Consider the following 12874-nt stretch of genomic DNA (forward strand, 5'->3'; position numbering starts at 1 on the left):
TCCTTCCAGGAACCTCGACACCCGGGGCATCGATGCTCCCTTAGTACGGATCAATAGAGCCGTTCGAAGCGCTTGCGCTCACGCTGGAGCTTCTTCGCGTGACGCTTCACCGCAGCTGCCGCCTTGCGCTTGCGCTCTGCAGTCGGCTTCTCGTAGTGCTCGCGACGACGCACTTCGGAAAGGATGCCGGCTTTCTCACAGGAACGCTTGAAACGGCGCAGCGCGACGTCAAACGGCTCGTTATCACGTACTTTGACAGAAGGCATTAAGCACTCACCTACCTTAGAAATCTTGAGTTCGGTTCGTACGTACACCTCGAACTTGCCCCACCGCTACACTAACGATGAGAGGCTCGGGTGCACGACCCAATTGTACAGCGCACGATAGTTTAGACGGCGATGCCAAGCATTGCAAATCCCCCGTACCGGGGTGGGGCTGGCAGCGTCACGATTTGTTAGAATGCGGCTCTCACTCATCACGAGTCTGCACCATGCGAGTCCTTGGCATCGAGACCTCCTGCGACGAAACCGGCGTCGCGATCTACGACACCGACCGCGGCCTGCTGGCCGATGCGCTCTACAGCCAGGTTGCCATGCATGCCGAATTTGGCGGCGTGGTGCCGGAACTCGCCTCCCGCGATCATACGCGGCGCCTGCTGCCGCTGATCCAACAGGTGCTCGACGAAGCCGGCATGGCACGCAGCGAGCTGGACGCCATCGCCTATACTGCCGGACCGGGGCTGGTCGGCGCGCTGATGGTGGGTGCCAGCACCGCCCACGGAATGGCACGCGCCCTGGCCATCCCGGTGCTCGGCGTGCATCACATGGAGGGCCATCTCATGGCTCCCATGCTCGAGCATTCGCCGCCCGAATTCCCCTTCGTCGCCCTGCTGGTCTCCGGCGGCCACACCCAGCTGGTCGAGGTTCAGGGCCAGGGCCGCTACCGCCTGCTGGGCGAATCAGTGGACGACGCCGCCGGCGAGGCCTTCGACAAGACTGCCAAGATGCTCGGCCTGGCCTATCCCGGCGGCCCTCAAGTCGCCCGGCTGGCCGAAACAGGCGACCCGAAGCGCTTTCGCTTCCCCCGCCCCATGACCGATCGCCCGGGGCTCGACTTCAGCTTCTCCGGGCTCAAGACGCATACCCTCACCACTCTCAAGCAACTCGAGAGGGACGATCGGCTCGACGAGCAGGCACGAGCCGACGTGGCACGCGCTTTCGAGGAGGCAGTAGTGGACACCCTGGTGATCAAGTGCCGCCGGGCACTCGACGACACCGGCCTGAAACGCCTGGTCATGGCCGGCGGCGTGAGCGCCAATGCACGACTGCGCGAACGCCTCGCCCACGAAGCTGAAAAGCGCAGCGCTCAGGTCTACTACCCACGCGGAAGGTTCTGCACCGATAACGGCGCGATGATCGCCCTGGCCGGCGCCCGGCGCCTGCTGGCCGGCGAGCGCGACGTGATCGGCCAGATGAGAGCCGTGCCGCGCTGGCCGATGGAAACCCTGGAGCCCCCCGCCTGATCGACCACTCCATCAATCAAATCGCTCGCTATAAAGCGTGCTCGTCGCCACTGCCCAGGCGCCGGATGTTGAGCAGGTGCCGTACCAACACCAGTGCAGTGAAGGCCACGATCACCAGGACGTAGTCCGGCGCCAGCCACAGGCTGGCCAGCGGGGCCACACCGGCACTGGCCAGCGACGCCACGGCGGCCGTGCGCACCCGCCAGGCCAATAGCGCCCACAACGCGGCACAGCACAAGGCCACCCCTGGCGTCAGCACCAGCAGCACCCCGAAGGCGCTGGCGACCGCCTTGCCACCTCGAAAGCGGTGCCAGGGTGGAAAGCTATGCCCCAGCAGCACGGCCAGCCCCACCACCCCTTGAGCCCATGGCGGCATGCCCAGCATCATGGCGAGCCACAGCGCCGGCATGCCCTTGGCTGCATCGAGCAGCAGGGTTGCCGCGGCCAGCCAGCGGCCGTGCACCCGCAGCACGTTGGAGAAACCGGGATTGCCGGAACCTTGCTGGCGCGGATCGCCGACACCCGCCAACCGGCAGACCCACAGCGCACCCAGCCAGGAGCCGCTGAGATACCCCAGCAGCATCAAGCCCAGCAGCGCCCAGAGCCCTTCGCCCAATTGCCCCCCCCCCAACATGCCTCTCCGGAGTTATCAACGAATTCTGCCAGCCCAGCTTTCCCAAGGATAGCGCCGCAGACCTGTGCTTTTGCCCCAACGCTCACGTACAATCGGGCCTCCTTTTTTTCCGTGGGGCCGTCGGCATGGACCGCATACTCATCGAATCACTCGAGTTCGAGACGGTGATTGGCGTTTACGACTGGGAGCGCACCATTCAGCAGCGGCTGACGCTCGACCTGGAACTGGGAACCGATATCCGCCCGGCGGCAGCCGGCGACGATCTGGCAAAGACCCTCGATTATGCCGCCATCAGCCAGCGCATCGCACGTTTCGCCGACGAGCACGACTTCGCCCTGGTGGAAACCTTTGCCGAGCGGCTCGCCCAACTCCTGATGGAGGAGTTTGCCGTTCCCTGGCTACGCCTGACGCTACGCAAGCCCGGCGCGGTACCCGCCGCCGCCGCAGTGGGCGTGCGTATCGAACGCGGCACCCGGCCGGAGGGAACCTGATGCCCCTGATCAGCGTCAGCATCGGCAGCAACATCGAACGTGAATATCACGTACGGGCGTGCCTGGAAGCCCTGGCCGCCACGTTCGATGGGCTGCGAGTCTCCCGCATTTACGAGAGCGAACCGGTAGGCTTCGAGGACGGCCGCAACTTCTATAACCTGGTAGCGGTATTCGACAGCGACTGGACGGTGGGCGAGCTACAGGCGTGGTGCAAGCGCATCGAACGTGAGCATGGCCGACGCAAGGACACGCCCAAGTTCAGCCCCAGGACATTGGACATCGACCTGTTGACGGCGGGCGACCTCATCGGCGAGCACGACGGAGTCAGGCTGCCGCGCGACGAGATTCTCCATCACGCCTTCGTCCTGCTGCCACTCTCGGAGCTGCTGCCGGATACACCGCATCCCGTCGACGGGCGCACCTACGGCGAATTGTGGTCGGCGTTCGAATACAAACGCCAGCGCCTGTGGCCGATCGCCTTCGAGTGGAACGGCGACCGACCACGCTGATCCCTGCCACTCACTAGCACGCCAGCGCTTCCTCGAGAATGCATCGCCGACGCCGGGCCAGTTCCTCGCCGAGCCTGCCGCCGCGAAAGCCTTCCGCCACGAGCTCTCTGGCCTCGAGCCGCGAGACCGCCCGCCAGGCCCGCTCGATCCGCCGGGCCAGGGTCGGGTCATCCACCGTCATCAGCGCGAGCAGGGGCTCGACCCGTTCGCTGCGCCGCCAGGCATCGATGCCATCCAGCCAGGTCTTTACCGCGCTCGCATCGAGCGTGGCCTGTTGACGCAGCCGCCGGGTAAGCGCAGCCTGACGCCCCGCATCGCGGTATGCGCGCGGCAAACGCAGGCGCTCGGCCAACGCTTCGAACCGGGCATCGGTGAGATGTTCCACCAGCCGTGCCCAGCGCCAGCGGAGCAACGATTCCTCGGACAGGTCATCGGGTAGGTTCGCCAGCCGCGTTAGTGCCCGCTCGAGCTCTGCAGCCTCATCGGCGAGTTCCGGCATCAGCACCGACAGCGCACCGCATTCGTGCAGCATACGGAAGTAGACCGCTGGCTCGGCTTCGCCGAGCGCCTTCTCGGTCTCGGTCCAGATCCGCTCGGCCACCAGGTGCGCCAGCTCGCCGCTCTCGGCCAGCTGACGCATCAAGTCGAGGGTTTCATCGGCAATGGCGAAACCAAGCCGGGCATAGCGTGCCAGGAAGCGAGCGGTGCGCAGCACCCGCAGCGGATCCTCGATGAAAGCCGACGAGACGTGCCGCAACACCTTGGCGTGCAAGTCGGCCTGCCCTCCGTACGGATCGATCAGTTTGCCCTCCGGCGTCTCGGCCATGGCATTGATCGTCAGGTCGCGACGGGCCAGATCCTCTTCCAGCGTCACCTCGGGACTGGCATGCACTTCGAAGCCGGTATAGCCGTGACCGGACTTGCGTTCGGTGCGCGCCAGGGCGTACTCCTCATGGGTGAGAGGGTGTAGGAAGACGGGAAAGTCGCGGCCCACGGGCCGGAAGCCACGCCGTTGCATCTCGGCTGGCGTCGCTCCCACTACCACCCAGTCGGTATCGGCCGTGGGCCAGCCCAGCCGGGCATCACGCACTGCCCCGCCCACGCGGTAAACCTCGAGCCCCTCGATCGAGCGGTCCCGCGTGCCCTTCATGGGACGCCACGCTCCACTCGACCAGGCAGACGGTGCTCCCATTCGGTGAAGCCTCCATCGAGGCTGTAGACCTCATTGAAGCCTTGACCCACCAGCCAGGCCGCAGCCTGCTGGCTGGAATGGCCGTGATAGCAGACCACCACCAAGGGACGCTCGCGAGGAGTCGCCTCGAACAGCGCGGCGACGCTGTCGTTGTCGAGGTGACTGCTACCAGGAATGTGACCGGCAGCGAAGCTGGCCGAGTCACGAATGTCGACCATCGTAAGCGGGTGATCGGCATCAAGCCAGGTCGTCAGGGTGTCGATCGACAGATGACGAAATGCGGGGTTCTCCATCGAGGTCTCCCGTACCGTATCGTTCAACGGCGCTGTCGGCTGGGTACGCCGATGCGCTCGCCGGTGGTGAGGTTCAGTGCGGTGAGGCTGCCGCCCCATACGCAGCCGGTATCCAACGCCTCGGCGCGTACCCGGGCGCCTTCGACACACCCCTCCAGCGCCGCCCAATGGCCAAATACCAGGCGCAGCTCATCGCCACGGGGATAACGGAACCAGGGCGCGAAGCCGGCAGGAGCGCTGTCGACTCCCTCCTTGGCACTGAAGTCCAGGCAGCCATCGGCATCGATGAAGCGCATGCGTGTCAGCACGTTGACGATGGCACGCAAGCGATCGATACCATCGAGCGAGGCCTGCCAGCATGAGGGCTCGTTGCCGTACATTTGCTCGAGAAACGCCCCACTGCTTTCGCTGGTGAGCCGCATCTCGACCTCACGCGCCAAGCCGAGCGCCTCTTCCGCCGACCACTGCGGCAGCAGCCCCGCATGGGCCATTACCGTATCTCCCTGGTCCACAAAAGTCTGGCGCACCAGCAACGGGCGCGATTGCAACCAGTCGAGCAGCGCCTCGCGATCGGGGGCTTCGAGAATGTCGGCCAGCGTATCCTTGCGATTGAGCCGTGCCCCACCCCGCGCCACCGCCAACAGGTGCAGGTCGTGATTGCCAAGCACGGCCAGCGCGGCATCGCCCAATCCCTGCACCTCGCGCAGGCAGGCGAGCGACTCGGGACCGCGGTTGACCAGATCGCCAGCCAACCACAAGCGGTCGCGACCGGGATCGAAGTCGATCCGCTCCAGCAGTTCGACGAATTCCGCATGGCAGCCCTGCAGGTCTCCAATGGCGTAGGCGGTCATGGCACCTTCCCTTGTGGCTTTGGCGAATAGCTTTGGCGAATGGACGTGACACAGAGCTAGCTCGGTGATGAATCCCCGGCTGCCATCAGTGTACCTGGTTGGGGCCGGCCAGGCGGAAGGGGGCAATGGCCACTTCGAAGGGCCGCTGGGCGGCAGCATCAATGCAGGTATAGGCGCCTTCCATCACACCCACCGGGCCATCGAGGATGGCCCGACTGGTGTAGCGGAAGGTCTGTCCCGGGCCGATCAGGGGCTGCTGACCCACCACCCCTTTGCCACGCACCTCCTGTACCTTGCCGCTGCCTTGGGTGATACGCCAGTGGCGAGCCAGTAGCTGTATGCTGCGACTCGAGTGGTTATGGATCGTCACGGTGTAGCTGAATACGTAGCGTGACTCTTCGCGGGAGGATTCGTCATCGCAAAAGGCAGGCTCCACGTCGACGAGCACCTCCTCCTCGAGCGGCATGTTCGAAGCCTCGGTCATGGCGTCGCCTCCATTACGACGAGATGATTGGCAATACGCACGAACTCCTCCACGCCAAGAGTCTGAGGACGCCGTGCGGGATCGATGCCGAGCGCCATCAGTGCATCGCCATCGATCAACCCCTTGAGGTTGTTGCGTAGGGTCTTGCGCCGCTGCGAGAAGGCCTGACGCACGACCTGAAACAGCAGCGCCTCGTCCTTGGCCGGCCACGGCAGCTCGCGGTAGGGTGTCAGCCGCACGATAGCCGAGTCGACTTTGGGACGGGGTACGAATGCCTCGGGAGGCACCGTGAACAGGTCATCGACACGGCAGCGGTACTGTGCCATCACCGACAGCCGCCCCCAATCGGGGCCACCCGGCCCGGCGGCCAAACGATCGACCACTTCCTTCTGCAGCATGAAGTGCATGTCGACAATGGCCTCGCCCGCCTCGAGCAGGTGGCCGATCAGCGGCGTCGAGATGTTGTAGGGCAGGTTGCCCACCACCCGCAGCGGCTCACCTTCGCCACGCAGCGCGCGGAAGTCGAACTTCAGCGCATCGCCCTCGTGCACGACGAAGCCGGGGTGGTTGAAGAACTGCACGCGCAGTCCCGGGATCAAGTCCCGGTCGAGTTCGATCACTTCGAGATGTCCCCCGGCCGCCTCGATCAGCGGCTCGGTCAGAGCCCCCTGGCCGGGGCCGATCTCCACCAACCGGTCGCCGGGGCGCGGTGCGATCGCGCGTACGATCCGCGAGATGATGCCGGGGTCACGCAGGAAATTCTGGCCGAAGCGCTTGCGAGCGCGATGGACCGGCGGGCGCGATGCCATTGCAAAGAATCCTTGTCTGTTCGTTCGTCAGGAAGCGACCGAGGCGCGACCTGCCATCTCGGCGGCCAGTGCCACGGCGACCCGCAGGCTGCCGGGATCGGCCAGGCCCCGGCCGGCCAGATCCAGTGCCGTACCGTGATCCACCGAGGTGCGTACGAACGGCAGCCCCAGGGTGATGTTGGCCGCCCGGCCGAAGCCGGCGTACTTGAGTACCGGCAACCCTTGGTCATGATACATCGCCAGTACGGCATCGGCCTCGCGGAGATGGCGCGGGGTGAACAGGGTATCGGCTGGCAACGGCCCGTCAAGCAGAAAGCCTTCGCCACGCAGCCGCTCGAGACAGGGTTCGATCACCTCGATCTCCTCGCGCCCCAGGTGGCCGCCCTCCCCCGCGTGAGGATTGAGGCCGCACACGGCGATGCGCGGTGTCGCCACGCCGAACCAGCGCCTTAGATCCGCCTGCATGATGCGCAGGATACGTTCGAGGCTCGGCGCGGTGATGGCATCGGCCACTTCCCGCAGTGGCAAATGCGTGGTGGCCAGGGCCACGCGCAGCGCAGTGCCGCCCCGCCAGCCGGGCTGCCCAGCATGCAAAGCACTGTCGGTGGCCAGCATCATCACCACCTCGTCGACGCCGCAGGCATCGCGCAGGTATTCGGTATGGCCGCGGAAGCCGGCATGGCCGGCATCGAGGATCACGCCCTTGTGCAGCGGCGCGGTGATCATGGCGGCGGCCTGCTGCGTACGACATGCCTCGACCGCCACATCGAGCGTCTCGAGTACGTAGGCGGCATTGGCCACGGCGAGCTCACCCGGCCGGCTAGGTGCGCGCAGCGCCACCGGCCATACCGGCAGCACACCGGAGCGCGCCTTCGGCACCGGCTTACCGGGCTCGAGCACCACCAACGAGACATCGAGTCCAAGCCGCTCGGCTCGTTCCTCGAGCAAGTGCGGGTCGCCCACCGCCACGACCCGCCCCGGGAGACGCTCGGCCAGTGCCAGTTGCAGGGTCAACTCGGGACCGATACCGGCAGGCTCGCCAGTGGTCACGACCAATACGGGAACGGCATCGGCCACGACGTTCAACGCCCGTTGGCGAGCCGGTTGTCGACGAAGGCCTCGGCTCGAATCTCCTGCAGCCAGGCGTCGAGCGCCTCGTTGGCCTTGCGCTGGAAGACCATCTGGCGCGCCTGATCCAGGCTCACGTTACCACCCTGCTGCTCGATGAAACGCTCCACTTCGCGATTGCTGACGTTGATGCGACCGCCAACCTGACGCTGTTGCAGCTCACGCAGCAGCATCTCGCGGCGAATCTCCTCACGCACGGCGGCCATGCTCAGGCCATCGGCCTCCAGCGCATCGGCAAACTGGTCGAGGGTCATGCGGTTCCTCTCGGCAATTTCGCGAATCTGCCGATTGAGCATGGTATCGTCGATGCTGAGGCCGGCATCCGCCGCCATCTGCAACTGGATCTCTTCGAGGATGATCTGCTCCAGCATGTGCTCGCGCAGTACCCCTTCGGGAGGCAATCCTTGCCCTTGGGCGGCAAGCTGGCTGCGCGCCTGTTCCATGCGTTCCTCGAGCTGGCTCTGCATGATGGCCTGCTGGTTCACTACGGCCACGATACGGTCTAGGGACTGCCGCTGCACCGGCTGGAAGTCCTGGGCCACGGCCGTCAGCGGTACGGCACCAAGGCACAGGGCCAAGCCCAGGGTGGCAATTGGCAAAATCCGCATGTTTCTCTTTCCTCTCATCTGTCTCACTCGTAGAGCCCCTCGAGCCACTGCTCAGAAGGAAGTGGCCCGGTAGCCTGGTATGGCCCGCTCGAAGTAATCGCCGGCATCGCCGCCGACGCCACCCAGCCCCTTGAAGACGAAGCGCAGGAACAAGCCGCGCTCGTTGAAATCGTCCTCAATGGTATTGGCGGTGTCATTGTCGTTGACCCACTCGCGCCACACCACCTGCAGACCATAACAGCAGTCGTTCCACTGTACACCGGCCAGCTGTTCCAGGCTGCGACGGTTGGTGTGGTCGTACAGGAAGCGGCCGATGAGGTCTATCCTTGGGTTCATCTTGTAGGCGAAGGAGAGTTCGTACTCCTCGCGATCATACCCCAGGCGGTCCTCGTCTTCCCCCGAAGGGTCGAATCCTTCGAGTTGCCAGCGATAGGCAAGGTTCAATACATGCCCACGCGGATCGCGATAGGCCACGCCCAAGCTGCTCCGCTCGGTACGGCTGCGATGGTCGTCGTAGAGCCATTCGTAGCGTGTGCTCCAGCGTTCGTCGATATGCCAGTCGAGCCGTGTGACCAGCGGCGAACGATCGCGGATGGCCTGATAGAGCCGCTCACCATCATCGGCCCCGGGCGGGGGCAGCGTATCGGGATCGCCGTCCATGTCGATGTTGCGGTCGTCGAAGTAGATCGCCTGCCCCAGGCCGAGCGTGAAGCGCTCACGGCCGCTGGCATCCTCGAGGAAGCGGCTGCTGACGCCCAGCGAGAGGCGATTGAGATCGCCGATGCGGTCGGAGCCCGAGAAACGATAGGGCGACCACAGCTGGTTCCAGGAGAAAGCGCGCTCGTCGCTGTCGAAATCGGGAAACTCGCTCTGGTCCCGTGCCGGCACATAGGCGTAGTTGAAGCGTGGCTCGAGCGTCTGGCGATATTCACGCCCGCCGAGTTCCAGCTCGCGCTCGAATACCAGGCCGCCATCGATGGAACTCACCGGTACCGCACGCTGCAGGGAGGTGTCACGCTCGGTGACGCGCTCACCGTAATCGAGATCGTAGGCGGTATATAGCCACTCCACACGGGGCTCCAGATGACCCCAGGTTTCGTCGAAACGCCAACCGGTGGTGGGAGAAAGGTGCAGTCGGGAGCCAACGGCCGACTCGCGATCAAACCGCTCGCGGGGAGGCAGCCCAGCTTCATCAATATCTCGCCAAAAATAAGTGTAATTGGAGCGCCATTGCTGATACCACCCGCCCGGCTGCGACCAGCGCGCCGTGGCTGTCAGGCTGGGCAAGCGATAGAAGGGCTTCTTGCGATCTTGCAGGGGGTCGTCCAGCCGCTGGAAACCCTGAGCGCGTGCATCGAGGTTCCACAGGTCGCCACGATAGTTGATTCGGGCCAGGCGCTGCATGTTGTTGGGGTCGTCGCCGAACGGACTGCCGAAATCGTCGAAATAGCGCCCGTCGCTGGCGGCACCGTAGCGCAGGTCGTAGCGGGTACGCGCATCGAAGCGGCCGCTATGACGGTAGTCGAGATACCAGCGATCCTCACCCTCGTAGCGCCGCGAGGGATCGTTGGGATTCTCGTTGGAGCCCCCTCCGTCGCTGGATATGTAGGCCCCTTCGATCTGGCCGGCATCGCTGGGATAAAGGTAGCGGTACTCGCCGCCAAGCAGCAGGCCGCGGTCATTGATCCAGCGCGGCACGATGGTGGCATCGTGATTGGGCGCGATGTTCCAGTAGAACGGCTGGGCATAGTCCAGGGCGCCACCCGAGAATCCCAACTCCGGCCACAGGAAGCCGGTGTGACGGCGATCGTCGATGGGGAAGCGTACCCAGGGCCAGTAGAACACCGGGACATTGCCCATCTCGAGACGGGCGTGGCGTGCAGTGCCGAAACCGCTCTCGCGATCCAGTACCAGGTCGCCGGTGACCAACTGCCACAGGTTGCTGCCCGGGTCGCAGGTGGTGAAGCTCGCCGAGGTGAGCCGGAAGCGTCCATCCTCCAGCCGTTCGAGCTGCATCGCATCGCCGCGCAGATGCTGGTCATGTACCACGAAGTGGGCCGAGTCGATGCTGGCGGCATCGCTATTCAATGAGACTTCACCGGCCTCGCCGCGTACCAGCAGGTTGAGGTCGCGCAGAGCCAGCGGCCCCTCGGCGTGGGCTCGATCACGCGCAGCAGGCACATTCACCCGCGGCGACTCGAGCTGAGTATCGCCACGCCGCAGGATCACTTCGCCACCGAGAATGGTTTCGCCCTCATCGCCGTAATAGGCGCTATCGGACTCGGAACGAACCTGACCGGGCTCATCGGTGGCGGGCAGCCGATAGGCCGGCATGATGTAGGTGCCGCGGCAAAGTGCCTCGGCGGGCCGGTCGTCGCTCCAGGGATGCCAATCGAGCTGCCAGGCCGGCAATGGATCGAGCGCCATCGCCTGCGGCGCGCCAAGCGCCAGACCTGACGTGATCAGCCCGGCCAATGCCGTTCCTGCGTGTCGCTTGCCCATGGTCCCTCAATGTCCTTGGCGAAGAGAATCGGTATTATACAGACCGCACCCAGCCTGTCGTATGCGACTGATCGAGTCAGCATGCGGCGGTGCCCCACAGGCGTCAACCGGCACCGTCCGGCACAACAAGGAGCCAGCATGACCTCGGTCGATACCGCGACGCGATTCGAAGCCCTACGCCAGTGGGCGGCGAACCGGCACCACCTGCCAACCGCAACGCTCGACCTGCGCCTGGCCGCGGGCGATGCCAGCTTTCGCCGCTACTTTCGCCTGCGCTTGCCCGACGGCAGCTCACGCATGTTGATGGATGCTCCTCCCACCCAGGAGGACAGCCGTCCATTCGTCGAGATCGCTCGTCGCTGGCGAGCCGGCGGGCTACCGGTACCGGCCCTGCACGCGGTGGATCTGGAGGCCGGATTTCTCGAGCTGGACGACCTGGGCGATACCCCACTGCAGGAGCGCTTCGCCGATGAGGCGCACGTCGACACCTTGGACTGGCACGAACGCGCCATGGACCTGATCCACGAACTGCAGAACCGCGCCGCTCCCGATACCCTGCCGGCCTACGATGCCGCCCTGCTTGGCCGCGAACTCGACCTGTTTCCCGACTGGTGCCTCTCGCAGTGGCTGGGCGAAACTGCCCTGCCGCCCGGCTGGACCGGGTTGCGCGAGGCCCTGATCGAATCCGCCCTGGCCCAGCCGGTGGTTACGGTGCATCGGGATTATGATGCCATGAACCTGATGGTATACGACGAGCGCCTGTTCCTGATCGACTTTCAGGATGCCGTGGCCGGCCCCATCAGCTACGATCTGATCTCGCTGCTGCGCGGACGCTATTGCCGTTTTTCCGCCGAGCGCTTCGCCGGTTGGGTCGAGGGCTTTCGCCGGCGGGCAATCGCCGAGGGCCGCCTCGCCAGCGCGACCGATAGCACGACGTTTCATCGCCAGGTCCAGGCCATGGCCGCACAGCGCGCCCTCAAGGTACTCGGCATCTTCTGCCGCCTGACCCTGCGCGACGGCCGCAGAGGCTATCTCGAACGCCTGCCGCATTTCCTCGCCCATCTCGAAGCAAGCCTCGTGACACTGCCCGAGCATGCCGCCTTCAGCGACTGGCTCACCGCCACCTTTCGCCCCGCCCTGGAGCACCGCCTGGCAAACCGCGCCGATCCGGAGACGACATGAAGGCCATGATCCTAGCCGCCGGCCTCGGCAAGCGCATGCGGCCGCTGACCGACCACTGCCCCAAGCCGCTGCTGCCGGTGGCGGGCAAGCCGCTGATCGTGCACCACCTGGAGCGGCTGGCAGCGTCCGGTATCCGCGAGGTGGTGATCAACGTCAGCTACCGCGCCGAACAGATCATCGAGGCGCTGGGTGACGGCACTGCCCATGGCGTCGACATCGCCTGGAGCCGTGAGGCGAGCCCGCTGGAGACCGGCGGCGGCATCCGCCAGGCGCTGCCGCTACTGGGCGAAGCCCCTTTCATGCTGGTCAACGGCGATGTCTGGTGCGAACTCGATCCCCGCACCCTGCCGCCGCTGAGTGGCGACCTGGCCCACCTGGTGCTGGTCGATAATCCCAACCATCACCCCGAGGGGGATTTTCATCTCTCCACCACGGGCCGGGTACAGGCGATGGGCATGCCTCGCCTGACCTTCGCCGGACTCAGCCTGATCGACCCGGCCCTGGTCGCCGACCAACCGCTCGGGGAGTTTCCCCTGGCCCCGCTGTTGCGCGAAGCGATGACCGCCGGACGTGTCGGCGGGACGCATTACCGCGGAGGCTGGGTCGACGTCGGCACGCCCGAGCGGCTGGCCGAGCTGGACAGGGCACAGCGCCGACGCCAGGGCTGAG

At 65.4% G+C, this 12874-nt stretch carries 15 protein-coding genes; 5 read left to right on the top strand and 10 right to left on the bottom strand.

The window, feature by feature from the left end; translation table 11 throughout:
- Window positions 1-50 precede the first annotated feature (50 nt).
- On the bottom strand, window positions 51-266 hold the full coding sequence (gene rpsU, locus HOP51_RS08915; protein WP_010629611.1) for a 30S ribosomal protein S21: 216 nt from the start codon (window positions 264-266) through the stop codon (window positions 51-53).
- A gap of 224 nt (window positions 267-490) precedes the next feature.
- Here rpsU and tsaD point away from each other — a divergent pair, with 224 nt between their 5' ends.
- A complete protein-coding gene (tsaD, locus tag HOP51_RS08920; protein ID WP_234273584.1) occupies window positions 491-1522 on the top strand; it encodes a tRNA (adenosine(37)-N6)-threonylcarbamoyltransferase complex transferase subunit TsaD in 1032 nt (343 codons plus the stop codon).
- Between the two features lie 28 nt (window positions 1523-1550).
- Here the strand turns inward: tsaD and plsY are convergent, their stop codons facing one another.
- Window positions 1551-2156 (bottom strand): glycerol-3-phosphate 1-O-acyltransferase PlsY, encoded by a 606-nt coding sequence (gene plsY / locus HOP51_RS08925; RefSeq protein WP_234273585.1) that lies wholly within the window; start codon window positions 2154-2156, stop codon window positions 1551-1553.
- Window positions 2157-2281: 125 nt separating this feature from the next.
- On the opposite strand from plsY, the gene folB reads away from it, so the two are divergent.
- Window positions 2282-2647 (top strand): dihydroneopterin aldolase, encoded by a 366-nt coding sequence (gene folB / locus HOP51_RS08930; protein ID WP_234273586.1) that lies wholly within the window; start codon window positions 2282-2284, stop codon window positions 2645-2647.
- Complete coding sequence (gene folK, locus HOP51_RS08935; RefSeq protein ID WP_234273587.1) at window positions 2647-3156, top strand: 2-amino-4-hydroxy-6-hydroxymethyldihydropteridine diphosphokinase; 510 nt, start codon at window positions 2647-2649, stop codon at window positions 3154-3156. The genes folB and folK overlap by 1 nt, the downstream gene beginning before the upstream one ends.
- Window positions 3157-3169: 13 nt before the next feature.
- Here the strand turns inward: folK and HOP51_RS08940 are convergent, their stop codons facing one another.
- The 8 genes from HOP51_RS08940 to HOP51_RS08975 all read right to left on the bottom strand — a co-directional run bounded on the left by HOP51_RS08940 (window position 3170) and on the right by HOP51_RS08975 (window position 11023).
- Window positions 3170-4306, bottom strand: coding sequence for a polynucleotide adenylyltransferase (locus HOP51_RS08940; RefSeq protein WP_234273588.1), 1137 nt, complete (start codon window positions 4304-4306; stop codon window positions 3170-3172).
- Window positions 4303-4641: a thiosulfate sulfurtransferase GlpE gene (gene glpE / locus HOP51_RS08945; RefSeq protein ID WP_234273589.1), complete on the bottom strand. Its 339-nt coding sequence runs from the start codon at window positions 4639-4641 to the stop codon at window positions 4303-4305. The genes HOP51_RS08940 and glpE overlap by 4 nt, the downstream gene beginning before the upstream one ends.
- Window positions 4642-4664: 23 nt before the next feature.
- Window positions 4665-5492 carry a symmetrical bis(5'-nucleosyl)-tetraphosphatase gene (locus HOP51_RS08950; protein WP_234273590.1) on the bottom strand — a complete coding sequence of 276 codons (828 nt, stop codon included), beginning with the start codon at window positions 5490-5492 and terminating at the stop codon, window positions 4665-4667.
- 85 nt (window positions 5493-5577) lie between these two features.
- Window positions 5578-5976 carry a Co2+/Mg2+ efflux protein ApaG gene (gene apaG / locus HOP51_RS08955; protein ID WP_234273591.1) on the bottom strand — a complete coding sequence of 133 codons (399 nt, stop codon included), beginning with the start codon at window positions 5974-5976 and terminating at the stop codon, window positions 5578-5580.
- Window positions 5973-6785, bottom strand: a complete 813-nt coding sequence (rsmA, locus tag HOP51_RS08960) for a 16S rRNA (adenine(1518)-N(6)/adenine(1519)-N(6))-dimethyltransferase RsmA (RefSeq protein ID WP_234273592.1) — start codon at window positions 6783-6785, stop codon at window positions 5973-5975. The genes apaG and rsmA overlap by 4 nt, the downstream gene beginning before the upstream one ends.
- A gap of 27 nt (window positions 6786-6812) precedes the next feature.
- Window positions 6813-7862, bottom strand: coding sequence for a 4-hydroxythreonine-4-phosphate dehydrogenase PdxA (gene pdxA, locus HOP51_RS08965; protein ID WP_234273593.1), 1050 nt, complete (start codon window positions 7860-7862; stop codon window positions 6813-6815).
- A 5-nt stretch (window positions 7863-7867) separates the two neighbouring features.
- Window positions 7868-8521, bottom strand: coding sequence for a SurA N-terminal domain-containing protein (locus tag HOP51_RS08970; RefSeq protein ID WP_234273594.1), 654 nt, complete (start codon window positions 8519-8521; stop codon window positions 7868-7870).
- 51 nt (window positions 8522-8572) lie between these two features.
- Window positions 8573-11023 carry an LPS-assembly protein LptD gene (locus tag HOP51_RS08975; protein WP_234273595.1) on the bottom strand — a complete coding sequence of 817 codons (2451 nt, stop codon included), beginning with the start codon at window positions 11021-11023 and terminating at the stop codon, window positions 8573-8575.
- A 138-nt stretch (window positions 11024-11161) separates the two neighbouring features.
- On the opposite strand from HOP51_RS08975, the gene HOP51_RS08980 reads away from it, so the two are divergent.
- A complete protein-coding gene (locus tag HOP51_RS08980; RefSeq protein ID WP_234273596.1) occupies window positions 11162-12205 on the top strand; it encodes an aminoglycoside phosphotransferase family protein in 1044 nt (347 codons plus the stop codon).
- Window positions 12202-12873 (top strand): N-acetylmuramate alpha-1-phosphate uridylyltransferase MurU, encoded by a 672-nt coding sequence (murU, locus tag HOP51_RS08985; protein ID WP_234273597.1) that lies wholly within the window; start codon window positions 12202-12204, stop codon window positions 12871-12873. The genes HOP51_RS08980 and murU overlap by 4 nt, the downstream gene beginning before the upstream one ends.
- Window position 12874: the final 1 nt, after the last annotated feature.

Origin of the sequence: Billgrantia zhangzhouensis (assembly GCF_021404465.1) — a bacterium.
In the GTDB taxonomy this organism is placed as follows: domain Bacteria; phylum Pseudomonadota; class Gammaproteobacteria; order Pseudomonadales; family Halomonadaceae; genus Halomonas; species Halomonas zhangzhouensis.